The sequence below is a fragment of the Massilia timonae genome (assembly GCF_001866515.1).
GTDB lineage: Bacteria > Pseudomonadota > Gammaproteobacteria > Burkholderiales > Burkholderiaceae_D > Telluria > Telluria timonae.
Window position 1 is genome coordinate 2,817,930 of record NZ_JRYB01000001.1, and the last position, 25,324, is coordinate 2,843,253.

General features: G+C 61.5%; 21 protein-coding genes. 9 read left to right on the top strand and 12 right to left on the bottom strand.

Going from position 1 to position 25,324, the window contains the following annotated elements; genetic code table 11:
• Window positions 1-27 precede the first annotated feature (27 nt).
• From LO55_RS12110 to LO55_RS12125, 4 genes are all read left to right on the top strand, one after another.
• Window positions 28-756 (top strand): RNA polymerase sigma factor FliA, encoded by a 729-nt coding sequence (locus LO55_RS12110; protein WP_005665822.1) that lies wholly within the window; start codon window positions 28-30, stop codon window positions 754-756.
• Window positions 738-1,481, top strand: coding sequence for a flagellar motor protein (locus LO55_RS12115; protein ID WP_005665823.1), 744 nt, complete (start codon window positions 738-740; stop codon window positions 1,479-1,481). Before LO55_RS12110 ends, LO55_RS12115 begins: the two co-directional genes overlap by 19 nt.
• 14 nt (window positions 1,482-1,495) lie before the next feature.
• Entirely contained in the window at window positions 1,496-2,251 is a 756-nt protein-coding gene (gene motD, locus LO55_RS12120) for a flagellar motor protein MotD (protein ID WP_071361625.1), read from the top strand.
• 98 nt (window positions 2,252-2,349) lie between these two features.
• Complete coding sequence (locus LO55_RS12125) at window positions 2,350-2,853, top strand: hypothetical protein (protein ID WP_005665826.1); 504 nt, start codon at window positions 2,350-2,352, stop codon at window positions 2,851-2,853.
• A gap of 59 nt (window positions 2,854-2,912) precedes the next feature.
• Here LO55_RS12125 and LO55_RS12130 read toward each other — a convergent pair whose 3' ends face one another.
• The gene (locus LO55_RS12130) at window positions 2,913-3,962 is read right to left on the bottom strand and encodes a M35 family metalloendopeptidase (RefSeq protein WP_071361626.1); all 1,050 of its coding nucleotides are present in this window, start codon (window positions 3,960-3,962) and stop codon (window positions 2,913-2,915) included.
• A 309-nt stretch (window positions 3,963-4,271) separates the two neighbouring features.
• Here LO55_RS12130 and LO55_RS12135 point away from each other — a divergent pair, with 309 nt between their 5' ends.
• From LO55_RS12135 to rfbC, 5 genes are all read left to right on the top strand, one after another.
• On the top strand, window positions 4,272-6,848 hold the full coding sequence (locus LO55_RS12135; RefSeq protein ID WP_071361627.1) for an EAL domain-containing protein: 2,577 nt from the start codon (window positions 4,272-4,274) through the stop codon (window positions 6,846-6,848).
• Between the two features lie 252 nt (window positions 6,849-7,100).
• Entirely contained in the window at window positions 7,101-8,177 is a 1,077-nt protein-coding gene (rfbB, locus tag LO55_RS12140) for a dTDP-glucose 4,6-dehydratase (RefSeq protein WP_071361628.1), read from the top strand.
• On the top strand, window positions 8,174-9,079 hold the full coding sequence (gene rfbD, locus LO55_RS12145) for a dTDP-4-dehydrorhamnose reductase (protein WP_071361629.1): 906 nt from the start codon (window positions 8,174-8,176) through the stop codon (window positions 9,077-9,079). The genes rfbB and rfbD overlap by 4 nt, the downstream gene beginning before the upstream one ends.
• Window positions 9,076-9,969 (top strand): glucose-1-phosphate thymidylyltransferase RfbA, encoded by an 894-nt coding sequence (gene rfbA / locus LO55_RS12150; RefSeq protein WP_071361630.1) that lies wholly within the window; start codon window positions 9,076-9,078, stop codon window positions 9,967-9,969. The genes rfbD and rfbA overlap by 4 nt, the downstream gene beginning before the upstream one ends.
• Entirely contained in the window at window positions 9,969-10,514 is a 546-nt protein-coding gene (gene rfbC / locus LO55_RS12155) for a dTDP-4-dehydrorhamnose 3,5-epimerase (RefSeq protein WP_071361631.1), read from the top strand. The genes rfbA and rfbC overlap by 1 nt, the downstream gene beginning before the upstream one ends.
• A 54-nt stretch (window positions 10,515-10,568) precedes the next feature.
• Here rfbC and LO55_RS12160 read toward each other — a convergent pair whose 3' ends face one another.
• The 11 genes from LO55_RS12160 to LO55_RS12210 form a co-directional block, all read right to left on the bottom strand.
• Window positions 10,569-11,621 (bottom strand): phytanoyl-CoA dioxygenase family protein, encoded by a 1,053-nt coding sequence (locus tag LO55_RS12160; RefSeq protein ID WP_071361632.1) that lies wholly within the window; start codon window positions 11,619-11,621, stop codon window positions 10,569-10,571.
• A 27-nt stretch (window positions 11,622-11,648) separates the two neighbouring features.
• Window positions 11,649-12,614, bottom strand: coding sequence for an ADP-glyceromanno-heptose 6-epimerase (gene rfaD / locus LO55_RS12165; protein ID WP_071361633.1), 966 nt, complete (start codon window positions 12,612-12,614; stop codon window positions 11,649-11,651).
• Window positions 12,611-14,071, bottom strand: a complete 1,461-nt coding sequence (gene hldE, locus LO55_RS12170) for a bifunctional D-glycero-beta-D-manno-heptose-7-phosphate kinase/D-glycero-beta-D-manno-heptose 1-phosphate adenylyltransferase HldE (protein WP_071361634.1) — start codon at window positions 14,069-14,071, stop codon at window positions 12,611-12,613. The genes rfaD and hldE overlap by 4 nt, the downstream gene beginning before the upstream one ends.
• A gap of 34 nt (window positions 14,072-14,105) precedes the next feature.
• Window positions 14,106-14,663, bottom strand: coding sequence for a D-sedoheptulose 7-phosphate isomerase (gmhA, locus tag LO55_RS12175; protein ID WP_071361635.1), 558 nt, complete (start codon window positions 14,661-14,663; stop codon window positions 14,106-14,108).
• Window positions 14,664-14,671: 8 nt separating this feature from the next.
• Window positions 14,672-15,670 carry a hypothetical protein gene (locus tag LO55_RS26325; protein ID WP_143054508.1) on the bottom strand — a complete coding sequence of 333 codons (999 nt, stop codon included), beginning with the start codon at window positions 15,668-15,670 and terminating at the stop codon, window positions 14,672-14,674.
• A 109-nt stretch (window positions 15,671-15,779) separates the two neighbouring features.
• A complete protein-coding gene (locus LO55_RS26330; protein WP_143054509.1) occupies window positions 15,780-16,796 on the bottom strand; it encodes a hypothetical protein in 1,017 nt (338 codons plus the stop codon).
• 114 nt (window positions 16,797-16,910) lie between these two features.
• Window positions 16,911-17,900, bottom strand: coding sequence for a hypothetical protein (locus LO55_RS26335; protein WP_143054510.1), 990 nt, complete (start codon window positions 17,898-17,900; stop codon window positions 16,911-16,913).
• Window positions 17,897-19,744 carry a glycosyltransferase family 9 protein gene (locus tag LO55_RS12195; RefSeq protein WP_177185520.1) on the bottom strand — a complete coding sequence of 616 codons (1,848 nt, stop codon included), beginning with the start codon at window positions 19,742-19,744 and terminating at the stop codon, window positions 17,897-17,899. Before LO55_RS12195 ends, LO55_RS26335 begins: the two co-directional genes overlap by 4 nt.
• 72 nt (window positions 19,745-19,816) lie before the next feature.
• Window positions 19,817-22,159 carry a glycosyltransferase family 2 protein gene (locus LO55_RS12200; RefSeq protein ID WP_071361640.1) on the bottom strand — a complete coding sequence of 781 codons (2,343 nt, stop codon included), beginning with the start codon at window positions 22,157-22,159 and terminating at the stop codon, window positions 19,817-19,819.
• A gap of 16 nt (window positions 22,160-22,175) precedes the next feature.
• The gene (locus LO55_RS12205; protein WP_177185521.1) at window positions 22,176-24,041 is read right to left on the bottom strand and encodes a glycosyltransferase family 2 protein; all 1,866 of its coding nucleotides are present in this window, start codon (window positions 24,039-24,041) and stop codon (window positions 22,176-22,178) included.
• A 171-nt stretch (window positions 24,042-24,212) separates the two neighbouring features.
• Window positions 24,213-25,244 (bottom strand): DUF4214 domain-containing protein, encoded by a 1,032-nt coding sequence (locus LO55_RS12210; protein ID WP_071361642.1) that lies wholly within the window; start codon window positions 25,242-25,244, stop codon window positions 24,213-24,215.
• Between the last annotated feature and the right edge of the window lie 80 nt (window positions 25,245-25,324).

A 25,324-nucleotide genomic window follows, 5' to 3' on the forward strand; every position in this document is an offset into this window, starting at 1 on the left:
ACACGTAGAGAGAAGACTGACACCAGCATGTACACGGTCAAAGGGAAAGCGGACAAGAATTCTTTGCTGACGGAGCATATGCCGTTGGTAAAGCGTCTTGCTCACCACATGAAGGCCAAGCTGCCGCCTTCGGTGGAGGTGGATGACCTGGTGCAAGCTGGCATGATCGGCCTGCTGGACGCCATCAACCGCTACGAGGACAACCACGGCGCGCAGTTCGAGACCTATGCGGTGCTGCGCATCCGCGGCGCCATGCTCGACGAATTGCGCAGCAGCGACTGGATGCCGCGCAGCACGCGCCAGAACATGCGCAAGGTCGAGACCGCGATGCACGAGCTGCAGCAGCGCCTGGGCCGGCCGCCGAGCGAATCCGAAGTGGCCAAGTCGCTCAAGCTCTCGCTCGAGGATTACCAGGAGATGCTGGCCGACTCGGGCGGCCACCAGCTGGTCTATTACGAAGATTTCCACGACGACGACGGCGACGGCAACTTCCTCGACCGCTACGCGGTGGACGACAGCGACCCCTTGCGCGGCCTGATGGAGACCGACTTCCGCCACGCGGTGATCGAGGCCATCGACAACCTGCCGCCGCGCGAGAAACTGTTGATGGGCTTGTACTACGAAGAGGAATTGAACCTGAAGGAAATCGGCGCCGTCATGGGTGTGAGTGAATCGCGGGTGTCGCAGCTGCACACCCAGGCCGTCGCGCGCCTGCGCACCACTTTGCGAGAGCATATATGGACTGGGCCAGCGTAGGCGGCCTGGTGCTGGCGATCGCCGGCATTTTCCTCGGCTACACGCTCGACGGCGGCAAGTTTGCATCGCTGATGCAGCCGGCCGCCTTCGCCATTGTCGTGGTCGGCACCTTCGGCGCCGTGCTGCTGCAGAGCGAAACCCGCACCTTCCTGCGCGGCCTCGGCATGCTGCGCTGGGTGTTCGTGCCGCCGAAGAACGGGCGCCAGAAACTGTCGCGCGACATCACGCTGTGGAGCCAGTCGGCGCGCCGCGACGGCCTGCTGTCGCTGGAGCAGTACATGAACAAGGCCGACCCGTTCGTGGCCAAGGGCCTGCGCCTGGTGGTGGACGGCATCGCGCCGGACAAGCTGCGCAGCTTGCTGGAACACGAGATCAACGGCTATGAATTCGCCCAGCGCCAAGCGGCGCGCATCTGGGAATCGGCGGCCGGCTATGCGCCGACGATCGGCATCCTGGGCGCCGTGCTGGGCCTGATCCACGTGATGGAAAACCTGTCCGACCCGGCGCGCCTGGGTTCCGGCATCGCGGTCGCCTTCGTGTCGACCGTGTACGGCGTGGGCCTGGCCAACCTGTTCTTCTACCCGGTCGGCAACAAGCTCAAGGCGATCGTCAACGACCGGGTCTCGCAGTACGAGATCCTGGCCGAGGTGTTCGCCGATCTCGCCAGCGGCGACCACGGCCGCGTGGTCGACGAGCGCGTCGCCAGCCTGCTGGCGCGCCACTGACGGCAGGCGACATCATGGCCCGCAAGCGCTACGACGACGACGTCCCGCAAGAGCACCACGAGCGCTGGCTGATCTCGTACGCCGACCTGATCACCTTGCTGTTCGCCTTTTTCGTGGTGATGTACGCGATCTCCATCGTCAACGAAGGCAAGTACCAGGTGCTGTCCGACGCCCTGGGCGACGCCTTCGGCGGACGCGGCGCGGCCACGCAGGTCAATACCAACGTCGAGCCGGTGCTGCCGCTGTCGCACATCATCAACCGCAAGCGCAACGAGGCCGCGCGCCGCGAGCAGGAGCGCATGGGCGTGATGGCGCGCGAGCTGTCGGCGACCCTGCTGCCGCTGGTGAAGTCGGGCCAGGTGCGGGTGACCCAGAACGCGCGCGGCGTCAGCGTCGAGATCAATGCCAGCGTGCTGTTCGAGCAGGGCGAAGCGGCGCTCGACCCGGAGGCGCGCGAAGTGCTGGGCGCCGTGGCCGGCCTGCTCAGGGACGATACCCACCGCATCGAGGTCGAGGGCCATACCGACGACGTGCCGATCGCCAGCCCCGTGTATCCGTCGAACTGGGAACTGTCGACCGCGCGCGCATCGAGCGTGGTGCGCCTGTTCATCGACAACGGCCTGCCGCCGGCGCGCCTGTCGGCGATCGGCTTTGCCGACACGCGGCCGGTGGCGCCGAACACGGACGTGGCCGGGCAGACCCGCAACCGGCGGGTGGCGGTGACCATCCTGGCGGCCTTGCCTGAAACAGGCGGTAACATTCTTCCCTGAACTGCAGCGATAACTCATGTCATAATCGAAAGGCGGTTGCCGTATCAGCGGCAGCCTTTTTTGAACACCATGGTGGCCCCGTGTCGTAAGGAGACGAGATGCATGTCAAACGAAGCATGCCGGCAGCTGTGCTGGCGACGTTGCTGGCGCTGGGCGGCCTGGTCGGCGCGGTCAAGGCCGTGGAGGCCAAGGTGAACGTGCATCACCGGCTCGAGGTCGAGACCGGCGCCAAGTCGGTCAAGGTGCGGGTGCTGATCGAGAACCGCGGCGACCAGTCGGTGTGGATCCCGCGCGAGATCGCCCTGGGCGACGACCTGACCGCCCCGCGCTTCAACCTGCGCACGCCCGAGGAAGAAGTGGCCTATACCGGCCGCATGGTCAAGCGCGCCGCGCCGGGCCCGGCCGACTACCTCGAGGTCAAGCCGCAGACCACGCACCTGAACACGATCGACATCACCCAGGCCTATGCCTTCAAGCCGGGGCAGCACAGCTACGAGATCCGCTATGCCGGGCCGTGGCTGAGTAGCCTGGGCAAGCTCGATGCGGCCAGCATCAAGAGCAGTCCGGCGATTCCGGTGAAGTTTTCGTTTACGCAGCGGTAGAGCCTACTACCTGACCGGTTGGGTGGATGGCTCGGCCGTCCACCCAACCGGTCCGGCCATCATTGCTGCGCAGGCGTATTCTCCCCAAAATACTCATGTGAGTCGGCGTTGTTGATCGCCCGCTCCGGCGCCGTGCGCGCCAGTTCGGCCGCGCCGGCCTGGCCGTACACATGGTCGTCGGTCGCCGCCACCACGTCGAAATGGCTGAGTTCGTGCAGCAGGGTGCCGCCGCGCGAATCGGTGCCGGTCACGGCCGCGGCCCAGAACGCCCTGCACACCCACACGGTGTAGGGCCGCGCCGGGTACACATAGGCGAAATACGGCTCGTCGCAATCGCAGTCGAACTTGACCGGCTTGTTCTCGAACGCGTCCTTGATGGCCGTGAAATTGCTGGTGACCTTGGCGCCGCGCGCGGCGTCGAGGGCGCCGAACCAGGTCGTGTAGCGCTCGCCATATTGCTTGCCGGACGTCAGATAAGCGTGGCTGTCGGCCGTCATCGCGCGGCCCGCGTCCATCGCCGTCACCAGTTGCTCCTGCTGGGCGTTCGAGCAATTGGCGTAGCTCAGGCCGGCCCCGCCCGGTTCCGGCGCCATGGCGGCCGGCTTGGCGCCGCGCGGCAGGCGGCCGTCGACCCAGATGCTGACCGGCTTCGAGACCAGTTCACCGACCACCGCCTGGACGCCGGCGCCCGGCGCCGGCATGGCCGCGCTGTGGTAGCGGATCGTGTAGCTGCCGGTCACGCTCATTTCGTACAGCCGCGACAGCTCGACCGTCTTGCTGAGCGAAGCGCCGGGATCCAGGCGCACGTAGTCCGCCGGACCGGGCGCGGCGCGCTTGATGCGCCGGCCGAGATAGCGCACCGGCTGGCCGTCGCGCCGTACCTCGAACAAGGGCGCCTCCACCCCATCCAGCGGCGTGCGCCAGCGCAGCAGGTGCTGGGCGGCGCCCGACGAATTGGTGAGCGTGACGCGCACCATCACGTCGTCGCCGCGCTCGACGGTGGGCTTCACCGGCGTGACGGTGACGTCGACGGCGGCCGCGGGGCTGCTGGACAACGCCAGCACCAGGGCCGCGGCGGCGGCCGAAGGCAAGAGAGGGTGGGGGGACATGGCGGGCTCCTGAAATGATGACGATTCCCCACTGTCACCCCATCCCTGCGCTGCATCTTGTGCTGGTGCAACGTCCAGCGCTTCTCGACTTAAACCAAGTTAATAGGCCGGCAAACACTAAGACAAATAAACAACAGATCGCCAGTAAGTGACAGACCGCCATGAAGCTATTTGCTATCATGCAACTAAGATATCCAGCAGGTTATTAATTCTTGGTCAAGACGATTGACCAGAGGCGTTTCCCATGATTACCCAGATGAGAAGTGGTACGGCCAGGTCGGTGCGGTTCTTGCAGGCGCGGAGGATTGCATGAGGGAAACCCGGGAAATGATCGACGCCCTCGCACGAGAGATCGGCCTGGACGACGAAGAAATCGCGGCGCGCCGCAGTTTTCTGCAGTTCGACGAGCGCGACGCCGCCGTCCTGCGCGAGGTGCACGCCTTGCTGGACCAGGAGCGCGACACCTTCTCGGACAGTTTTTATGCACACCTGTTGGCCTTCCCGCGCCTGCGCGAGCTGCTGGCCGACAGCGAAACCACCTCACGCCTGCGGCGCGCACAGGCCGGCTACTTCAGCAGCCTGACGGCCGGCGACTACGGCCCGGCCTACATCCACGAGCGCCTGCGCGTGGGCGCCACCCACCAGCGCATCGGGCTCGACCCGAAATGGTATATCGGCGCCTACCGCAAATACCTCTCTGAACTGTCCAGCCTGCTGTGGCAAAAGCTGGACCACGATCCGGCGCGCTTCATCGAGGCCTGGGATGCGGTGCTGAAGGTGGTCTGCTTCGACATGGGGCTGGCGCTGGACACCTATGCCCACGCCGACCAGCGCAATGTGCGCCAGAACCGCGACTACCTGGAACAGGTGATCGACGGCATGCCCGCCGGCCTTGTGGTGGTGGATGCCGACCGCAAGGTGCGCTCGATGAACCGCACGATGGCCGACCTGGTCGGCGCGCCGGAAGAAGCCGCCGCAGCCGGGCACCCGCTCGAGCAATGGCTGCCCGCCCCCGAGCTGGCGGCGCGCGTCGACGAGGCGCTGCGCACCGGCGCGCCGCAGGACAACGTGCTGGTGACGCTGGACGGCCGCGCCGACGGCGTGCGCTACGTCGAGTTCAACATCCGCCGCACCCAGCAGGCGGGCGGCCACATGCTGCTCCTGATCGGCCAGGACGTCACGTTCCGGCGCAAGGCGCGCCTGCGCCTGCAGGAGAGCGAGGAGTTCTTCCGGCTCACCTTCAGCCAGGCCGCGGTGGGCATCGTGCTGCTGGGCCCGGACGGCCGCCTGCTGCGCGTGAACCGCAAGATGGCGCAGATCCTGGGCTACAGCGAAGTGGAGCTGCTGCAGCGCTTTTTCCAGCAACTGACCCATGAAGCCGACCTGCCCGACGAGCTGGCGCTGGTAAAACGCCTGCGCGCCGGAGAAATCGGCGACTACCAGCGCGAGCGGCGCCTGCTGCGGCGCGACGGCACGCCGATCTGGGTGAACATCAGCGTCTCGATGATGCGCGACGCCAACGGCAACCAGCGCTTCATCTCGGTGGTCGAGGACATCTCGCGCCGCAAGAGCGCCGAAGAAGCGCTGCTGCGCATGGCCAACCACGACGCCCTGACCGGCCTGCCGAACCGGGTGCTGCTGCAGGACCGCCTGGCGCAAGCCATCGTGCACGCGCACCGCGCCGGCACGCAGGTGGCGGTGATGTTCATCGACCTGGACCGCTTCAAGCACGTCAACGACAGCCTGGGCCACGACGCCGGCGACAAGATGATCGTCGAGATTGCGCGCCGCCTGGCGAGCAGCCTGCGCGAGAGCGACACGGTGGCGCGCCAGGGCGGCGACGAATTCGTGGTGGTGCTGCCCGAGCTGGGCGGCGAAAACGATGCGGGCAAGGTAGCGCAAAAGCTGCTGGATAACCTGTTCCAGCCGCTGATGCTGTGCGGGCAGGAGGTCTTCCCGACCGGTTCGATCGGCATCGCGATGTATCCGCGCGACGGCCTGGACGCCGCGACCCTGCTCAAGTGCGCCGACAGCGCCATGTACCAGTCAAAAGGCACGGGCGGCAACCACTACAGTTTCTACATGGCCGACATGGGCGCCCAGTCGGTGGAGCACCTGCGCATGGAAGGCGCGCTGCAACGCGCGCTGCAGCGCCAGGAATTCCTGCTGCACTATCAGCCGGTGGTGGACATCGCGAGCGGCAACGTGAGCGGCGTGGAAGCGCTGCTGCGCTGGAAGCCGCACGGCCGGCCGATGGTGGCGCCATCGGACTTCATCCCGCTGGCCGAGGAAACCGGCCTGATCGTGCCGATCGGCGAATGGGTGCTGGAAACCGCGATGGCGCAGCAGGTGGCCTGGCTGCGCCGCGGCCTGCCGCCGGTGCGCGTGAGCGTGAACCTGTCGGCGCGCCAGTTCCTGGGCCAGGACGTGGCCCAGCGCGTGGCCGAGTTGCTGAACAAGACCGGCTGCGATCCGCGCTGGCTGACGCTGGAGATCACCGAGAGCGTGCTGATGCAGAACCCGGCCGCCGCCACCGAAACCATGGCCAGGCTGGCGAACATGGGCGTGCAGCTGGCGATCGACGATTTCGGGACCGGGTATTCGAGCCTGGCGAGCCTGAAGCGCTTCCCGATCCACAGCCTGAAGATCGACCGCTCTTTCGTGAGCGACCTGACCCAGGACGCGGACGACGCCGCGATCGTCAACGCGGTGATCGCGCTGGCGCATTCGATGAAGCTGAACGTGATCGCGGAAGGGGTGGAGACGTCGGAGCAGCTGGCCTTTTTGCACGAGCATGGGTGCGACCAGATGCAGGGGTATTGTTTCAGCAGGCCGGTGGAGCCGCAGGGGATCGAGGTGTTGTTGAAGGCGGCGGAGGCGGCGTGAAAGCGGGGTGGGAATCCGCGTATTTTCATGCACCCGGCATTTGTTATGCTTATGGTCTGTAGCGGCACGGCGGACTGATCCATCGTCCATGCGGTAAGATCCGGCAGCCGGAGCTCCGCACCAGCACGGTTTCCACGCCGCCGTCACATTGACAATCCGGCCAGATCGCGCCGAAAATGTTACGGTAATCCTCGGGCTCGGGTATGCGCCCTGGCGCTGCCGATCTCTACACATCTACCAGGAAACGCAGGAATGACCATCCTTGTGACGGGCGGAGCGGGCTTCATCGGCTCGAACTTCGTCATCGACTGGCTGGCCCAACACGATGAGCCAGTCGTCAATCTCGACAAACTGACCTACGCCGGCAATCTCCAGAACCTCGCCAGCCTCGACGACAACCGGCGCCACCACTTCGTGCGTGGCGACATCGGCGACGGCGCCCTGGTGGCGCGTCTGCTGGCCGAACATCAGGTGCGGGCGGTGCTCAACTTCGCCGCCGAAAGCCATGTCGACCGTTCGATCGAAGGCCCGGGAGCCTTTATCCAGACCAATATCGTGGGCACGTTCAACCTGCTCGAAGCGGTGCGGGCCTACTGGAACGGGTTGGACGACAAGGCGCGCGGCGCATTCCGCTTCCTGCACGTGTCGACCGACGAAGTTTACGGTTCGCTCTCGGGCGACGCGCCGGCCTTCAACGAGCAGCACCGCTATGAGCCGAACAGCCCGTACTCGGCCAGCAAGGCGGCGTCGGATCACCTGGTGCGCGCCTACCACCACACGTATGGCCTGCCGGTCCTGACGACCAACTGCTCCAATAACTACGGCCCGTTCCACTTCCCGGAAAAGCTGATCCCGCTGGTGATCCATAATGCGCTGGCGGGCAAGCCGCTGCCGATCTATGGCGATGGCCAGCAGATCCGCGATTGGCTGTACGTCACGGATCACTGCAGCGCCATCCGCCGCGTGCTGGCCGAAGGCCGGTTGGGCGAGACCTATAACGTCGGCGGCTGCAACGAGAAGGCGAATATCGACGTGGTGCGCACCTTGTGCGCGATCCTCGACGAGCTGCGTCCGCGCGCCGACGGCGCATCGTATGCGGCGCAGATGACGTTCGTGAAGGACCGCCCGGGCCACGACCGCCGCTACGCGATCGATGCGGGCAAGCTGGAACGCGAGCTGGGCTGGCGTCCGGCGGAGACCTTCGACACCGGCATCCGCAAGACGGTCGAGTGGTATCTGGCCAATGAGGAGTGGGTGCGCAACGTCACCAGCGGCGCCTACCTCGAGTGGGTCGAACGGCAATATGCGGACGGACGGCCGGCCGCATGAAGATCCTGTTGCTCGGCAAGGATGGCCAGGTTGGCTGGGAGCTGCAGCGTGCGCTGGCGCCGCTGGGCGAGCTGCGTGCGTGTGGCCGTGGCGAAGCCGATTTCACCGCCCCCGAGTCGCTGCGTGCGCTGGTGCGCGATGTCGCGCCCGACGTGATCGTCAACGCCGCGGCCTACACGGCGGTGGACCGGGCCGAAAGCGACCGGGACGCCGCGCACGATTGCAATGCGGTCGCGCCCGGCGTCCTGGCAGAAGAAGCCGCTGCCCTTGGCGCCTGGCTGGTGCATTATTCGACCGACTATGTGTTCGACGGATCGAAAGAGGGCGCGTGGGCCGAGACCGACGCCGTCAATCCGCTGTCGGTGTATGGCCAGACCAAGGTCGACGGCGAGGAACGGATCCGCGCGAGCGGCGCCATGCACCTGATCTTGCGCACGAGCTGGGTATTCGCTCCGCGCGGCGGCAATTTTGCCAAGACCATGCTGCGCCTGGCAAAGGAGCGCGAGTCCCTGAGCGTGGTCGCCGACCAGCATGGCGCGCCGACCGGCGCCGAACTGCTGGCCGACGCCACGGCGCTGGCGCTGCATCGCATCGCGGCCCTGGGGGCTTACGCGCGCCGCCTGTCCGGCACCTATCACGTCGCCGCAAGCGGCAGCACCACCTGGCATGCGTATGCCACACATGTGCTGGCGCAGGCGCAGGCGCATGGCGCGGTGTTGAAAGTGGCGCCGGATGCCGTGCAGCCGATCGCTGCCAGCGCATTTCCGACGCCGGCCATGCGACCGGCGAACTCGCGCCTTGATTGCAGCAAATTTTGCGCGAGTTTCGGATTGGTGCTGCCCGACTGGCGCCACCACGTGAACCGCATGATCGCCGAGCTGTCGGCGCAAGGAAACCTATGAGCGAACCCGTGAAACGCAAGGGCATCATCCTGGCCGGCGGCAGCGGCACCCGGCTGCATCCGGCGACGCTCGCGATCTCGAAGCAGCTCTTGCCGGTCTTCGACAAGCCGATGATCTACTATCCGCTGAGCACGCTGATGTTGGGCGGGATCCGCGACATCCTGATCATCTCGACGCCGCAGGACACGCCGCGCTTCCAGCAACTGCTGGGCGACGGCGCGCGCTGGGGCCTGAACCTGTCGTATGCCGAGCAGGCATCGCCGGACGGCCTGGCGCAGGCTTTCCTGATCGGCGAACGCTTTCTCGGCGGTGCGCCGTCGGCCCTGGTCCTGGGCGATAACCTGTTTTATGGGCATAACCTCCATACCTTGCTCGACCGCGCGAACGCCCGTACCGATTGCGCCAGCGTCTTCGCCTATCATGTGCAGGATCCCGAACGGTATGGCGTGATCGAATTCGATCGCGAAGGAAAGGCCGTGAGCCTGGAAGAGAAGCCAGCCGTGCCGCGCTCGAACTACGCGGTCACGGGGCTGTACTTCTACGACGAGAACGTGGCGCGGCTGGCGCGCACGCTCAAGCCGTCCGCGCGCGGCGAGCTCGAGATCACGGACCTGAACCGCCTGTACATGGAAATGGGCAAGCTGCACGTCGAGATCATGGGCCGCGGCTATGCCTGGCTCGATACGGGCACCCACGAGTCGCTGCTCGATGCGAGCCAGTTCATCGCGACGATCGAGCATCGGCAAGGCCTGAAAGTGGCATGTCCGGAAGAGATCGCCTACCGCAAGGGCTGGATCGACGCCGCCCAGCTCGAGACGCTGGCGGACCCCATGAAGAAAAACGGCTACGGCCAATACCTGTTGCGTGTTTTGAAAGAAACGGTGTTTTGATGCAGATTACCCGCTTGGCCATTCCCGACGTCCTGCGTATCGAACCTAGCGTGTTCGGTGACGAACGCGGATTCTTCTACGAGAGCTTCCACCAGGCCCGGTTCGAGGAAGCGATCGGCCGGCAAGTCACCTTCGTGCAGGACAACCATTCGAAATCGGCGCACAACGTGCTGCGCGGCCTGCATTACCAGATCCGGCAGCCGCAGGGCAAGCTGGTGCGCGTCGTCGCCGGCAGCGTGTTCGACGTGGCGGTGGATTTGCGCCGTTCGTCGCCGACGTTCGGGCAGTGGGTTGGAGAAGTGCTGAGCGCCGAGAACAAGGCGCAGATGTGGGTGCCGGAAGGGTTTGCGCACGGCTTCGTGGTGCTGTCGGAGTCGGCTGAGTTCGTGTACAAGACGACCGATTATTATGCGCCGGAGTACGAGCGGTGCATTGCATGGAACGACCCAGCCGTTGGCGTCGAGTGGCCGATCGGCCATCCGCCAATCGTGTCGGCCAAGGATGGTTGCGGCTTGCTGCTCAAGACGGCAGAAACTTTCGATTGAAATCGGGCCGGCATGCCTGCCCGACTTCTATCCATCGACATGCCAGGATGCTGCTCAGGGACGGAGTCGGCGCTTCTCGCGAACGCCGTGCTGCAGGTAGTGCTGGGCTGGATCGACACCGGCCGCCGCCACATCCGGATTGGCAAGCAGATACAGCTGCGGATCGAATGCGTCTTCTTCCCGCCACTTCGTCTGGCCCGGCGTCGTCGCTTCGATGAAGCGCGAAGGCACCTCGTGTCCAGCGACACGGCCGGGGACTGGTTCCCCGGTCACGATGTTGGTGAGCGTGCGAAACGCGATGCTGCCATAGAAGGGATCGGACATCATTGGCGTGTAGTAGGCACAGTTGTCGAAGAAGTAGTGGGTGACCTGCGACCAGCGGGTGCGGCTGGGGTCAAGTTGTTTAGTCCCACCGTGCATTAGATTGGCGGCCCAGATCAGGACTTGACCCTTCTTTGCGTGAAAGTATTCGGGCTGCATACCTTGCGCTTCGACCAAATCGCGCCACATCGCTTCGTAGATGGCCTGGGTCGGCGTACCGTCCAGCTCGGCGATGCATTTGCCGATATGCTCGTTGGTATAGATTGGCCAGCGGTGGCTACCGGGGAAATACATCAGCGGACCATTGGTCTCGTCGATGTCTTCCATTGCCACCCAGACCCCGCACATAAAGCGTTCGGGACTCGAGCTGAAGTGGATCGAGTCGGTATGGTAGTGCTGCTGTGTGCCGACCGGGAAGTTCAGCGTCTGAAAGGGCCAGGCTTGGCGCCCATAGAGACGCGACAGCAGGGCGACGATGTGCTCGTTGCAGGCGATGCGTTTGACGTTCTCGTCGAAAGTCCAGGCATCCTGCACGCGCAGGCTGATGCCGGCTGCGTGGCCGTGGGTGCGCCACCCATCGAAGTCGTAGTGGGCATGGAGGTTTGCCTTGATGCTATCGGCCATTCCGGCGAATCCGGCATCCGGGAAATCGAGCACGGCGTAGCCTTTGACGGCTAGTTCGAAGGCGATACGGCGAGTTTCCTCGTCCATGTCGGGAGCATCGAAGATGCGCGAGAAGAAGGGCGACTCGACATGTGGAACGCCGGAAAGGGAAGTAGTAGTCATATGCGCTGGCATAGAATTCGATCGTTCCTAGCAGGCCGAAGCCTGCGCAGCTCGATTGAGCCACGCCATGTATTTTGTAACTCCTTCTTCGATCGTGTGAAAAGGTTTGTCGTAACCAGCTGCGCGGAGATTGCGAATGTCGGCCTGGGTAAAGCTTTGGTAGACACCTTTCAGATGCTCGGGGAACGGAATATATTCGATATGGCCGCGACCGTGCCATGCAATGACCGCGTTGGCGACGTCATTAAAAGTGCGCGCCACACCGGTGCCGAGATTGAATATCCCGCTGCGCTGTGGGTTATCTAAGAACCAGAGGTTCACCGAGACGCAGTCTTCGACATAAACGAAGTCGCGCTGTTGTAAGCCATCACCAATCCCGTCGATGCCACTGAAGAGACGCGCAACGCCGTTCGCGACGATCTGATTGTTGAAATGGAAGGGCGTGCTGGACATCGATCCCTTGTGCGACTCGCGCGGACCATACACGTTGAAATAGCGCAGGCCGACGACCTGTTGTTTCAGCTCATTTTTCAGCGACCGGACGTACTGGTCGAACTGGAATTTCGAGAAAGCGTACATATTGATCGGCATCTCGCATTCCCGATTTTCGCTGAACCCGCGTTCGGCCAACCCATAGACTGAGGCCGATGAAGCGTAGAGAAACTGTGCGTTTTCTCGCTGACACCAATGCAGCAATTCTTTTGAATATTCAAAATTGTTGCGCATGATGAACTGTCCGTCCCATTCAGTAGTGGCTGAGCACGCGCCTTCGTGAAAAACAGCCTCCACCTTGCCGAACGAATGGCCCGACCGCAGGCGCGCGATGAAGTCCTCCCTGTCCATATAGTCGACAAAGTTGAGGTCGGCAAGATTGACCATCTTGCGGCCATTTTTCAGGTGGTCGACCACGAGGATATTGCTTATCCCACGTGCGTTGAGCGCAGCGATAATGTTGCTGCCGACAAGGCCGGCACCGCCAGTGACAATGATCATTTTTCTGCCCTCCGGATGCGCTCGATGAGCGCACTCGTCGAATGCCCCTCAGTCAAACCAAGAATCTGCACGCATCCACCCGATGCGCGCACGACTTCTGCCCCTGCTACCTGATCCACGGTGTAGTCGCCACCCTTTACCAGAATATCCGGAAGAACGGCGGCAACCAGCCGCGCAGGGGTATCTTCGGCAAATGGAACCACCCAGTCGACGGATGCCAGGCCAGCCAGCATCCGCGCCCTGGTATCGATGCTGTTTACCGGACGCTCATGCCCCTTGAGCCGGGTAATCGATGCATCGTCGTTGATCGCAACGATCAACCGGTCGCCCAGCATGCGCGCTTCTTCCAAATAGTCGAGATGACCAGGATGCAGCATATCGAAACATCCGTTCGTCATAACGATGCGCTCTCCTCGTGCACGGGCTGCACGGACTGCGCGAATGAGGCGCTCTTCAGATAGAAGGCCTTTCTCGCTGTATTCCGGCGCCCCGGAATGAAGTGCATTCTGCAGCTCTTCGACCGAGACCGTTGCCGTACCCAGTTTGGCCACCACTATGCCTGCTGCCATATTCGACAGTATGACGGCTTCATGCAAGGATAAGCCCGCGCCCAAGGCGGCGCCCAGAGTCGCAACGACCGTATCGCCTGCGCCGGTTACATCGAATACCTCCTGCGCGCGCGTCGGCAGGTGGAATGGTTCGTGCCCGCGGGCCAGCAAGGTCATGCCTTTCTCGCTTCGCGTGATCAGGACCGCATCGAGTTCGAGCCGGTCGCGTAGCGCGGTGCCACGTTCGACGATCTCCTCATCACTGTGGCATGGCCCGACGATGGCTTCGAACTCGGACATATTGGGCGTGATGACGGTGGCGCCGCGATACTGGCTGAAGTCGGATCCTTTTGGATCCACGACCACCGCCTTACCGAGACTCCTTGCCGCACGAATAAGCTCCGGGCATTGGCGTAATGCGCCCTTCTTATAGTCGGAAAGAAGGACTACGTCGACATCTGCTAGTCGGTCGCGGTATTCCGCAAGCATGCCGCCCATGTCCCATTGCGGGAAATTGTCTTCGAAGTCGGCACGGATCAACTGCTGGTGTTTCGAGACGATGCGAAGCTTGGTAATCGTTCTGGACCCAGGGACCTCTTGTAGCAACGGCTCGACGTTCGCGGCCGACAGCAGCGCGCGCAACTGGCCTGCTGCAGCATCTCCACCGACCAGTCCGATCAGGGACGACGAAGCGCCAAGGGACGCCACGTTGAGCGCTACGTTGCCTGCACCGCCGACCCGGACTTCTTCCTGGTCGATTTTCACCACGGGGACAGGCGCCTCCGGCGAAATTCGGTTAGTCATCCCATGCCAGTAGCTGTCGAGCATGACGTCACCGACGACCAACAGCCTTGCTGCCGAAAAATCGGGAATCCGTGTAAGGAAACGTTGTCCGTTACCTGAGTCCATTACAATCCAATCCTCTATCGATACTTAAAAATGGTTAGTAGCCAAGCTTTTGCTCGAGCTCCGAGCAGAAATGATGACCAATGAAGATGTGCGCTTCCTGAATATGCGCTGTCACGTTTGAGGGCACAACGATGGCTACATCCACCATGCCCTTGAGCGCGCCGCCGTCACGGCCGAGCAGCGCGACCGTATGTATCCCCTTCTGTTTTGCTGCTTCTACGGCACGTATAACGTTGGCCGAATTGCCCGAGGTGGAGATGCCGATGAGCGTGTCACCTGCGCGGCCGAGCGAACTCACTTGGCGGGAAAACACGTGCTCATATCCATAGTCATTACTTATGCAGGTTAGTGCCGAAGTATCTGTAGATAGAGCGATTGCAGCGATTGGAGGTCGATCATTGATGTATCTCCCGACAAACTCTGCTGCAAGGTGTTGGCTGTCGGCAGCAGAGCCACCGTTTCCGCAAAACATCAGTTTGGCGTCGTTCTTCAACGACTTGTACATGATTTCAATCGCACGCTCCAGTTCAGGCTCAATCGAGAGGAGACGGCTGAAAACTTCTAAGTGATTCTTCAGAGATTCTTTAAACATGATCCACGTTATTGTTTGATGATATTGTTGATTGCTGAGAGTATGGTTGGGTCGTTCGGGCTAAGCCTGTCGGCTTCCCTGTAGTGACCAACTGCGGCTTGTATCATTCCTATGTCCTTGTAAGTATTCGCGAGACAGAACTGCACTTCACTAACGTTGTGGCCACCTTTTTCCATGGCCGCGATGAAGTTGTGTATGCTTTCCCAGAGCTTCTGCATTTTTGCTAAGTTGCGGGCTTTCCAGTAAAAATACCGCCAGTTCGCTGTCCTTTCAGTAGGATAATGCTCGAACTCGACATCCACCGCAATGCCATACTCCCGGCAATAAAGCGCATACGTCGAGGCCGCAATACGGGCATCATATAAGGAGGCACGCAAGGGAGCAATTTTATCTTCTGGAATTCGCGATGTCCGAAGATACGAGTTCACCAACTCAGGCAGTGGAAGGTGGGTATTGATATCGTGCGTACAGTTAAGGTAGTGGATCGCCAGATTTGGATAATCCCCTTCCAGTGCCAATGCATCAGCGATGTTGGCCCCGTCTTGATGGTCGAAGCATGGCAAGAACAGATGTATATCTGCCGAGGTGCTCGTTAAACCCTCAGTCACGCTTCCCGCTCCTCCTTTGTGCTGTATTTCCATCTGCAATGCTGAGCGGGAATAAGGGTGATCTAGCCTGAAGGCCGGAGCATAAGAGAACAGTGCAACTGTTTCCTCGAACTGGGGGCCGAACAGTAAGGCACCGTAACCCCCCATAGAACTGCCACAAATGATCAATCTTTTCGCCTGCGTCACAACCAGTGAGCTGGAAATAAGCTCTTTAACCTCTGCTTCGCAGTCTAGGTAGAAATTCGAATTTGCCGGATTGATCAGGAGTTTGCTGGCATTGATGACCTCCGAGTTCCTGTAGTGCGGCAGTTGCGATGCTGGCAAGTTCATCGGCGCTAGGATTACAACCAGCGTGTCTGACTCACAGGGCCGAAGCAGGGAGTGGATTTTGGTTTTCATATGATCTCTGTAGCGCTTGTGAACGGTCGTTGCGGTTGCTCTGTGGGCGTCCGTCAAGTTAATGCGATTGTGACCCACGCGCGTGTTGCTCAGATGGTCGCCGTTCGCGCTAAGCGGTCAATAAGTCGCTGATAATGAGTGCAATGTCATTATTGTTCGGAGCGCGTTTGAATGCCTCTTGATAATAACCGAGCGCTGCATGTTTCAGGCCGAGATTCTTTAGTGTGTTAGCAACGCAAAAGTGTGTTTCTACTACCTTGTCTCCACCATTCGCCATTGATGCCATGTAATTGCATAAGCTTTCCCAATGCAGCCCCTGCTTTGCTTGATAACGGGCTTTCCAGTAAAAATACAACCAGTTTGTGGTGTTTTCCAATGGCATGCTTGTGATCTCGAATGTTGGTTTCGAGTTTTCCAATTCCGCAAGGTAGAGTTGATAGGTATTTTGCGAGAGTTTCTTATCCTCTTCAGTGGCGGCCAGCCGCTCGATCGCTTCTGCTGAAACATCGCCCGAGTGTATGAGGCGGGCTACCAGAGCTGGCAAGCTTACATGCTGATGAATATTGTGTTCGCACATCAGATAATATCTGGTGATATGTGTGCACTCGTTAAACGCTTCCGACTCGGTAATTTTTATCCCATCTTGTCCATCAATGCAGGGATAGAAGAGGAATAGTTGGGCTTTCGTATTCTTTAATCGTTCTAGCAATTCTCTAGAGTTTCGGTCTTCATCCACGAGGAATTCAGGAGCGATGGACGATTTCGATAATGTGCCAGGATGGTCAAGCCGGATGAACGGTGCGTAAGCCACAATGTATTTGGTTTCGGAGAATAACGAACCCATATAAACCGCCCCGAATGCTCCCATCGACGATCCGCAGAAAACCAAGTATTTGGCACCAGTCTCCTTTAAGGCGGTTGATATGGCGTCTCGTACTTCTGCAACGCAGTCTTTGTAATAATTTCGAGTGCCAGGATTGATCAGTATCCGACTGAAATTCTCGAAATTTTCGTCTTTGTAATGGGGAAGTTTTTCAATCGAAAGTTTCATTGGCGACATCACGACAATGAGGTGCTCAGTCGATTTGTTAAAAACTTCAAAGTTTATTCGGGTGCAGCTATTCATTATTTTGTTCCATGGTGCGGATTTAGGATGTGGCGAGAATGATTGGTCAAGGCGTGACTCATTCGTTCAACGGGAGCCGCGCACACGATTGTCAAAGATCACGTCAAACGTTTCTTAAGTCGTCCCTAAATCGGCAACATAATTTCCGCTGGATTCAATGGTGATGCGTACTGTATCTACCCATTTTTGGATACGGAATTCGCATAATAATGCCGAGACATTGTCAAAATTTATTATCCGTTGTTGGTCATCCGTTGCGCTATGAACCGTCACCTTGAAATTTCCTGTGCCGCCGAGAGCAGCTAGGGAAAGCGAAACGCGTCCTTCGTTCCCCAGATAAACGCTACGCAGTGCTAGCGTCGTACTCTGATTTAACCAGCGCAGGTCATGAATGCGACTTTCAAACGGCTTTTTCTTATACATAAGCATTGCGCCGCGTATGCATATCCATCGTTTGAAACTCAGGTCGTGGTGGAAAAGGTCATGGTCTTTCGGTGGCGTCGAGGACGAAATTTGCTGAAATGCATAGCCGATATCGCCGCTTTGGAGTTGGAAGTTTTTGTATCCGACCGCTTCCGCAAAGTAGTGGCGCAGTCGAGATCGATAGAGTGGCAGCTCCTGAAAGCCATGTCTGATCAGCCAAACGTTGCGATCCTGTTGACTATGCAGTTGCGATCTGGTATCCGGACGAATATATGCGAGCAGTTTCCGGGCAGTTGTATGCCGTGGTTGGCCGTCCTCGACGAGCACGTCGTCCCATTCGCCCAAGGGCAAGGCCGCCCTGTAAAAGTCTAGCAGGCAAGCATTGATGACGTCACCGTGAAGCTGGGATGAGTTCTTGGCGCGCAGGTAATGTAAGCCTTGCAGAAGCAATGGGATATCGTGCCCCAATGGACTGATGCCGAAGCGCCGTCCGAGAAGCAGTTTCAGGAAATCCTGGTCCAGGTAGGCTATGAGGTTAGCGTCGGAGAGGTCGCCGGAATTCGTGTTCGTAATCAGATTGCAGGCCAGAGTAAGACTTGCATCGAAATAATTCGGACGGACTTTGTCCGGCTGGGCTTGTAGCGAAGATACTAGGTCTTCCATCAATCGTGCGACGTTCATTCTGCCGCCCACCTAATCGTGACGTAGTAGTTGGCATCAGACGACAGCTTTTTCGGTTTGAGCGCTTTGAAGGGACGGCCTTTCGCAGTGAATGCGCAAATGATTTCCTGGAATGCGGTCTCGATGTCGCCGGACGACAAGGCATTCAACTTCTGCGCATCAAGCTTACCCACGACAATCGTGCCTGCCCCTTCCGCGTCGAGGATGTTCGGCAGGTTTGTCACCTGCAGAGCCAGTTTATGGAGGTCGGACCCATCGATGAAGGTATGTCTCTTGATAGACAAGGCATGGGGAACATTGTTCCTTTTCAGAACAAGGGTGCCGGAATCGCCCCTGTAATCGACATAGGATGACACTAGCGTATGTGGCACTGAACTTCCAGGGATGTCCGGATAGATGGTGCCCATATCTGGAAGGCCATCGCTTGGCGCCGCATCAGGGCTGAGCTGGTTTATCGCAACGATTGCGAGTTCTAGCTTGCGGGTCTGCCTGCTGTGCAAGATCCTTACGCCTGCGACCAAATCGGCAGGGCTCACCTGTTTCATACAACCGTGCTGCTCGGTCTGCGAAATGCAGCGCGTCATCCATTCACGCGTAGTCCACCAGCAAGGCGTACATGTATTAGTGCTGATGTTCACGTTTTCGTCGTAGCCGAAAAACGCTGCGGGCGTGGGACCGAAGGAGACCACGGATGGAGTGCCCACCGCTTTTGCCATGTGGACCAAACCGCCCTCCACACCGACGAAGCAGACAGCCAGTTTCAGGATCGCGGCGGATTCGCGAATGGCAAGGCGACCACGCAAGTCGACCGCAACGCTCCCGATCATGGGCTCATGAGACATTCCGAGTTGAACGGTCAGATATCCCAGTTTGTTGAGTTCCTCAACCGTCGCATTGACGGTTTCCAATGGAATGGTCTTCGTCGACAAGCCCTTGTCGCTAGCCATCTTGGCGTCACTACCGATACCCAAGCATACGATGGGCTTCTTAAACGCTAGGAGTTCATTGATCGCGATAGAGTAGCTTGGCTCGATGTCCATCACCGGGCTCATACGGACGTTACCGAGCGCCAGCGAGTGCGGGAACAGCGAATATGCGGTGAGCTTGGCTTCCATCGCCGCATTCGCGAAATGGTGGTTCAGGTGCGGCCAATCGAAGAGGTTGTATTTGAACCAGGGCTCGCTAAAACTACGTACCGTAAGTTGATACTCGAGCGGGACCCTGGATTGCGGCGGAAAGAATGCGACTGCCGCATATCGGACGTCGATCACGATGTCAAAGATATCGATTGCAGTCGCTACCGAGAAAAGCGCATCCCGGGTGTCATGGTTGAGGGAGATCACTGCGTCCGCCAGTGCAGTGTCGGCAAAGATATCCTTGACCTGTTTCGATTCAAAACCGACCGCCAAGTAATCGACCGGGAGGTAAGCGCGGACCAGTGCTGCCAGGTAGGTGAGGATCAGGCAGTCGCCCATGCCGCCCGCGCTCAACAGCAGGACGCGGTAATGGCAGCCCATTCCGTTGTGGGGATGTAGCGCCAGCAGGCTCTCGCAGCCAGGAATATCCGAGACGAGCCGCAAGAATGCTTCTCGTCGAGTCAGGATGTCCCCCATATTACCGGCAGCAGGCTCTCCCGCGATCCCGTACAGGGCGGTCCGGTGCCGGCGGTATAGATCGCGGCGGTGCTCGCTGAAGTAACGTTCGAAGCCGGCATGCTGGATACGAAGGGAGCTGTTTTCGGATTCAAGCTGGCTGACGCGGCCAGACAGCGTGGCATTTTGCGCGATCAGCGTATCAATCAGCGATTTGTGATGCATTTCCGTAGTCATTGGAATCTGTTTCATTGTGTTTGTAGTCATGTCGCGGCGCTGGTGCGGTGCCGAACAGCAACGCTTCGGCAGCCGCCGGTGTCGGTACTATCGCTCGGCCGGAAATGCGGACCCTCTTGGAACTGGTTCCCGCGGCGGCAGTGCCATTCCCCCAAATGCATGGCTATTCGGGTCCAGGTTAAGTGCCGGGTGATATGCTGGATCCCGCATCAGTACATGCCGCCACTTCAGCCGAAGTTGATCGACTTCGCGCTGCGCGCGCGCCTTCTTCTGGGGTGTGTCCTCATGCCCTCGGCTGGCAGATTCGGCGTGCAGCAATTTGGCATGCGGAGTCCAGATGATCGCCTTGCCTGATGCGCGCACTTTGAGGCACAGGTCGACGTCGTTGAAGGCGACCGGGAACGCATGTGCGTCCATGCCGCCAAGCTGGAAGTAATCCTCCTTGCGCAGGAACAGGCAAGCGGCCGTGCAACCGCTGACCTGCTGCACCAGCTGGTTGCGCCCATGATCGCCCCAATCTGCGTCCGCCAACCGGTTGCCGAAGTGGCCGGCAACGTCGCCAACGCCTAGCAGAACGCCGCCATGCTGCACCATACCATTCGGCCAGAGCAGCTTGGCGCCGACCGCGCCGACTTCCGGCCGCAACAGTTGGGCCACGATCTCGTCCAGCCAACCCGCGTGCAGCGCTTCGATGTCGTTATTGACCAAGCCGATGATGTCGCCGCTGGCCTGGGCGATCGCGCGGTTGTTCAGGTCCGCGTAGTTGAAGGGACCGGGCATCGGCAGTACCCGCACGCCTTGACCGGCGATCTCTGCAAAATAGGCATGCGTCGCTTCTTCGGTCGAACCGTTGTCGATGACGATGATCTCGAGCTTCGGCCAGTCGGTGAAAAGCTGAATGGTATCGATGCAGCGCTTCAGCAGGTCGGCGCGGTCGCGCGTTGGGATGACGAGGCTGACGGTCAGTTCGCGTGCGCCGGATGGCAGCGGATGGCGGACCCGACGCGCGGCATGCGCGCTGCCAGGCGGGACACCATCCAGCTCTTCCAACACGGAATCCGGCCAGATAGCACTTGAGGCGCGCGTGGCGGCCGTCAGGCGCGCGGCGTGCTCGGCGGCATCTGGCAGTAAGGCTTTCCGCAGCAGCACGCGGGGCACATGGATGATGCTGTCTGAGCCTTGCGACCAAGCCGCGGTCAACGCTGACCAAGCGAAATCGGCGGCGTCATGCGCATCAAGCAGGCCTCGGGCCACTGTCGAGCGTACCAACAGCAAATCGAGCGGATAATCGCTAGCCAGCGCATAGTCAGGATTCCACGCCGGCTTGAACCACGGCGTGCCATTGGTTTCGCTATCGGTATAAACCACCTGCGCCTCCGGCAGCGCGAATCCTTCCAACGCCCAAGCCAACGCATGCGGCGCCAGGGTGTCCCCGGCGCGCACGCAGCAGATAACGTCGCAGTTCGATTCCAGTGCCTGCGCCAGCAGGGCCGCGAATGGCTGGCCGGAGAAAGCTTGCACGGGCATCCCGTGTTGCGATTGCAGACTCGCCAGCGTGCGCTCCAGCGCCGCCGCATCCGTATCGCCCGTCACGATCACGGCGGTCGTCAGTGTCGGCAGGATGGCCGGGCCTTCGCGATCGAAGCGCGCCGACCATTCCGGCCAGGCCGACATCGGCAGACTGCGCGGCAGGTGACGTTGATAGATATCGGCCACCTTCAGCAGCAGTTCGTCGGCATCGTCCGGCAGCAAGCCGACGAGGCCATCCATCGAGCAGCAGATCGTCAACGGGCTGCCATTTAACGGCCGTCCCTCGTCATCCACCACGCGCACACTGTGCACGGCGCCGTCCGCCAGCGACGCAGGCAGGGCGAGGTCAAAGCCGTGCGCGCCGTCGACATAGCCGCGCATCGACGGATGAATGATGTTGGCAACGGCTTGCGCCACCATCTCTTGGCCGACGAACGCGCGCACCGTCACGGTTCGTTTCTGGTCTGCCGGGTCGAGCGCCCACCCATGCAGGCGCAGGCCGCCGTCGCCGACGACGGTATTGATGGCGGCCGCTGGCGGCGCCTTCGGTTCTTCGAGTCGGAAACTACCTGTCAGCGTGACCTCGGTGTTGGCCACGCGTGCCGAGATCACGCCGCCTGCCGATGCCGGGAGCGCGCCGAGATCGGCCACGAAGCCATGGCACAGGTCCGGTGCACCGAGTGCTTTTAGCTCCGCCTGAAGGTCGGTGCGCGCCACGTCGGCCAGGATGCAGGCGAAAGGCACATCGTCGCGGCAGATTTCAACGATCACGCGCGCGTCGGGACGAGTGCGATCAAAGACCCAGCCATATACCAGTTGCTTATAGATGCCATCGACGGCGCCATGCCAACGCGCGGCGCCGACAGTCGCCTCATCAAGAATTTCGGTTTCGTTTTTCATTCAGGGAAAGCAGGTATCAGGCGGCCTTGGCGCCTGCGTTGCGGGTAAGCCAATCGTTCAGCCAGGCGGCGGCATCGAAGCCGTCGTCGAGGAGCACGGGACGCAGCTTGGGAGGCAGGCCCGCAGGGTCGTCGGTCAGCACGGCGCGGCAGCCGGCAACCTGGAGCAGGCGTACGTCGTCCAGCAGCGGCAGGGCATCGCCCTGCAATTGCGGCACGTGGTCGACTACGCCGGTGTGAAGGAGCGCATCGCTCGCGCCGCCGATCACCAGCAGCCGCATACGCAGCTGCGGCCGGCTGGCAATCATGCGCGCCAGTGCCAGCACTTGTCGCGCCGCCGGCGCCAGCGGGTCGTGTCGCCAGACCGCGATGCGCTGCATGGAGGAAGGCAGCGCCGGCAGCATCGCCGGCAAAGGCTTCTTCGCCACGGTCTGCGGCAAGGCGGCGGTGTGCTGCGCCGCATCGGCCTTGCGCAGCCAGCCGGATGCGCGCGACTGTGCGAGCGCATCGCGCAATTGAAGGCGTGCAGCGGCCAGTGGATCGCCGTGCTGGAAGGCGGTAAATTCGGAGTAATAGTCGGGATAGCGCGCCACCACCACGCCCCGGTTCTGCGCCACGCGCAGCGTCTTCTCGGCACGGAACGACACCGTGCCTTCGTGCGCGACGAACACGCCGGTGGCCTGCAGGTGGCGCCAGCCGGCGGCGCGGGCGCGCATGCACCAGTCGACTTCTTCGCCGTAGCCGCGGATCAGCGCGGTGCCGTCGAGCATGCCGATGGCGTCGAGCACCGTGCGCCGGATCAGCATCGTGAAACCGCAGCAGGACGGCAGTTCGATGTCGGCGCCGCCCGGGGCGGCGCGCACGTCGGCCGCCACCTGGTCGAGCAGCGCGAGTTCGCGCGTGTCCGGGGCGGGCGCGGCCTGGCTCATCACCGGGAAGCTGCTGATCTCGCCGTTATTGGTCCAGGGCGTGACCGAGGCGACGTCCGGCGTCGCGTACAGGGCGCGCGCCAGGCGGTCGATCCAGTCGCCGTGCACCTGGGTGTCGGCATTGAGCAGCAGCACGTCGTGGTTCGGATGGGCGCGCATGCCGCGGTTGACCGTCTCGATGAAACCAAGGTTGCAGGCATTGCGCAGCAGCGTGATGGCGCCGGCCGCCGCCTGCTTGTCGAGCCAGGCGGAAAGGGCGGGCTCGGGACTGCAGTCGTCCACCACCACGATCTTGGCCGGCGTGCCGTTGAGCGGCAGGCTGGTCTTCACACTCTCGATGCAGGCGCGCACCAGCGCCAGCTCGCGGTAGACGGGGATCACGACCGATACCGGCCGCACGGCGGTATCGGCAGGGTTCGTCGGGGCCGGCTCCGAGCCGGCGCGAACGGTCGGCGTCTCGTAGAACGCCAGCGGCGAGCCGGGCAGCAGTTGCCGGCGGCCGTCGGGTTGCAGCAGGGTGATCGACCACACGGCGCCGGGGCGCGGCGGCGTCAAGCGCACGCGGGCGCCGTCGCCAGGCACCTCGAACTGGTACTGGGTGGTCTCGTCGGACAGCAGCAGGGTCGCGCGTGGCGCGCCATTGCCGAGGAAAACCATCGCTTCGATCGCGTCGCCGTTCTTCCAGCAAGCGCCGGTATGGGTGACGCCGGCCGCGCGCAGGATGGGCATCAGGCTGTCATGGCGCCCCGCGCGGCAACGCGCGGGCAGGAAGGCCGGGCCCAGGCTGGCGACGTCGGCGCGGCCGCCGTCCTTCAGCCAGGCCTGCAGCATGACGTCCTGCAGCAGGGGATTCTCCGCTTCGCTCAGCCATGCGGCGTGCCAGGCGCGGGAGGCCATGAACGGATAGGCCGTTTGCAGGATCTTGGCGCGCAGGATGGCGGGAATGCGGTTCATAGGCAAGCGGCGGCATACGTATTCGGCGGCCAACAGCGCATCGGCGTGCTGGCCAGCCGTGAACAATTCCACAGCTCGCGTCAGAAGTGCATCGTCCCGCAGGCGGGACGTGCACGTAGAGAGGAAAAAGGGGGCAGGGCCCCCTTTTGGGTGTTGCATCGTGCTACTTAATTACACGGTTGGGTCGATGATGGTGACCGTACCGACGATCTCCACTTCGGCGCCGTCGACCGACGCTTCCGCGAACGCGGTTGCCACGTCAGCGCGCGAAGCACCGTCTTCCAGGCGATCCAGCCAGTAATCGGCGCCGGCTGCATCGGCTGGACGGCCGAACAGACCTGCGTACAGGGCGTCGACGAACTCGGCGTTGTCCTGGTCCTTGGCGGTGTACTCGGCCGACTCCAGGAAGCCCGAAGCGATCGTGTGCAGGGTGGTGGTGCCATCGGCGTGGTCGTACCAGAACTCCAGACCGCCGGCGTCCGCGTTACGGCCCAGCAGTGCGTGGTACAGGTTGGCCACGGCTGCCTGCTTCTCGTTGGCAGCGAAGATCAGCACGTCGTCGCCATCCAGCTGGACGAAGTCGACGTCGCTCATGGTCACCGACACGCCGGTCGCGGCGTTGACGATGGTGGCTTTGCCGCCTTCGGTGGTGATGACGAAGTCTTCTTCGGCGCCCACTGCCTGGACGACGGTCTTGTCGTTGCCCACGACGGTGCTGCTGCCTTCGGCGGCGACCACCAGGGTGCGGCCCGAACCTGCGACGACGGTGTCTTCGTCACCGGCGACCACTTGGGTGTTCACGCCATCGGCGATGGTGATGGTGTCGGCGCCTGCGGTGCCCACCACGACGCGCGCGATTTCTTCGCCGGCCACGGTCGCTGCCGACGAGTTGCCGGTTGCAGCTGGTGCTGGTGCGGTGCCGATGGTTGCGTCAACGCCGCCATTGCCCTGGAAGAAGATTGCAGGGACGTCACCGGTCACGGTGAGGGTGGTCTGCTGGGTAGGCGAGGTCTCGATGAACACGACATCGACGCCTGCTGCCGCGGTGATCGTGGCATTGTTGGCGGCGGTGACATTGTCAGCAACGACGGTGCCGCTTGCTGGCAGCAGGTCCAGAATGCTTGCAATGGTTTCATCGCTGAAGAATTGCGCCGAGGTAGCTTTCAGCTGGTTGCTGATCGCGGTGGCGTTGGTATCGTACATGTACTACTCCTAAGTAGGATCAAAATTCCCGGTAAGACCGGACGCTCCAGGTGCACAAGCACTGCCTGTGGACCTTGCTT

Coding starts and splice junctions, on each gene's coding strand:
- LO55_RS26325 (WP_143054508.1), bottom strand. CDS start 15,670: ATGAAAACCAAAATCCACTCCCTGCTTCGGCCCTGTGAGTCAGACACG.
- motD (WP_071361625.1), top strand. CDS start 1,496: ATGGCCCGCAAGCGCTACGACGACGACGTCCCGCAAGAGCACCACGAG.
- LO55_RS12210 (WP_071361642.1), bottom strand. CDS start 25,244: ATGTACGATACCAACGCCACCGCGATCAGCAACCAGCTGAAAGCTACC.
- gmhA (WP_071361635.1), bottom strand. CDS start 14,663: ATGTTTAAAGAATCTCTGAAGAATCACTTAGAAGTTTTCAGCCGTCTC.
- LO55_RS12110 (WP_005665822.1), top strand. CDS start 28: ATGTACACGGTCAAAGGGAAAGCGGACAAGAATTCTTTGCTGACGGAG.
- LO55_RS12130 (WP_071361626.1), bottom strand. CDS start 3,962: ATGTCCCCCCACCCTCTCTTGCCTTCGGCCGCCGCCGCGGCCCTGGTG.
- rfbC (WP_071361631.1), top strand. CDS start 9,969: ATGCAGATTACCCGCTTGGCCATTCCCGACGTCCTGCGTATCGAACCT.
- LO55_RS12125 (WP_005665826.1), top strand. CDS start 2,350: ATGCATGTCAAACGAAGCATGCCGGCAGCTGTGCTGGCGACGTTGCTG.
- rfaD (WP_071361633.1), bottom strand. CDS start 12,614: ATGATCATTGTCACTGGCGGTGCCGGCCTTGTCGGCAGCAACATTATC.
- LO55_RS12200 (WP_071361640.1), bottom strand. CDS start 22,159: ATGAAAAACGAAACCGAAATTCTTGATGAGGCGACTGTCGGCGCCGCG.
- rfbB (WP_071361628.1), top strand. CDS start 7,101: ATGACCATCCTTGTGACGGGCGGAGCGGGCTTCATCGGCTCGAACTTC.
- rfbA (WP_071361630.1), top strand. CDS start 9,076: ATGAGCGAACCCGTGAAACGCAAGGGCATCATCCTGGCCGGCGGCAGC.
- LO55_RS26335 (WP_143054510.1), bottom strand. CDS start 17,900: ATGAACGTCGCACGATTGATGGAAGACCTAGTATCTTCGCTACAAGCC.
- LO55_RS12115 (WP_005665823.1), top strand. CDS start 738: ATGGACTGGGCCAGCGTAGGCGGCCTGGTGCTGGCGATCGCCGGCATT.
- LO55_RS12160 (WP_071361632.1), bottom strand. CDS start 11,621: ATGACTACTACTTCCCTTTCCGGCGTTCCACATGTCGAGTCGCCCTTC.
- hldE (WP_071361634.1), bottom strand. CDS start 14,071: ATGGACTCAGGTAACGGACAACGTTTCCTTACACGGATTCCCGATTTT.
- LO55_RS12195 (WP_177185520.1), bottom strand. CDS start 19,744: ATGAAACAGATTCCAATGACTACGGAAATGCATCACAAATCGCTGATT.
- LO55_RS12205 (WP_177185521.1), bottom strand. CDS start 24,041: ATGAACCGCATTCCCGCCATCCTGCGCGCCAAGATCCTGCAAACGGCC.
- LO55_RS26330 (WP_143054509.1), bottom strand. CDS start 16,796: ATGAATAGCTGCACCCGAATAAACTTTGAAGTTTTTAACAAATCGACT.
- LO55_RS12135 (WP_071361627.1), top strand. CDS start 4,272: ATGAGGGAAACCCGGGAAATGATCGACGCCCTCGCACGAGAGATCGGC.
- rfbD (WP_071361629.1), top strand. CDS start 8,174: ATGAAGATCCTGTTGCTCGGCAAGGATGGCCAGGTTGGCTGGGAGCTG.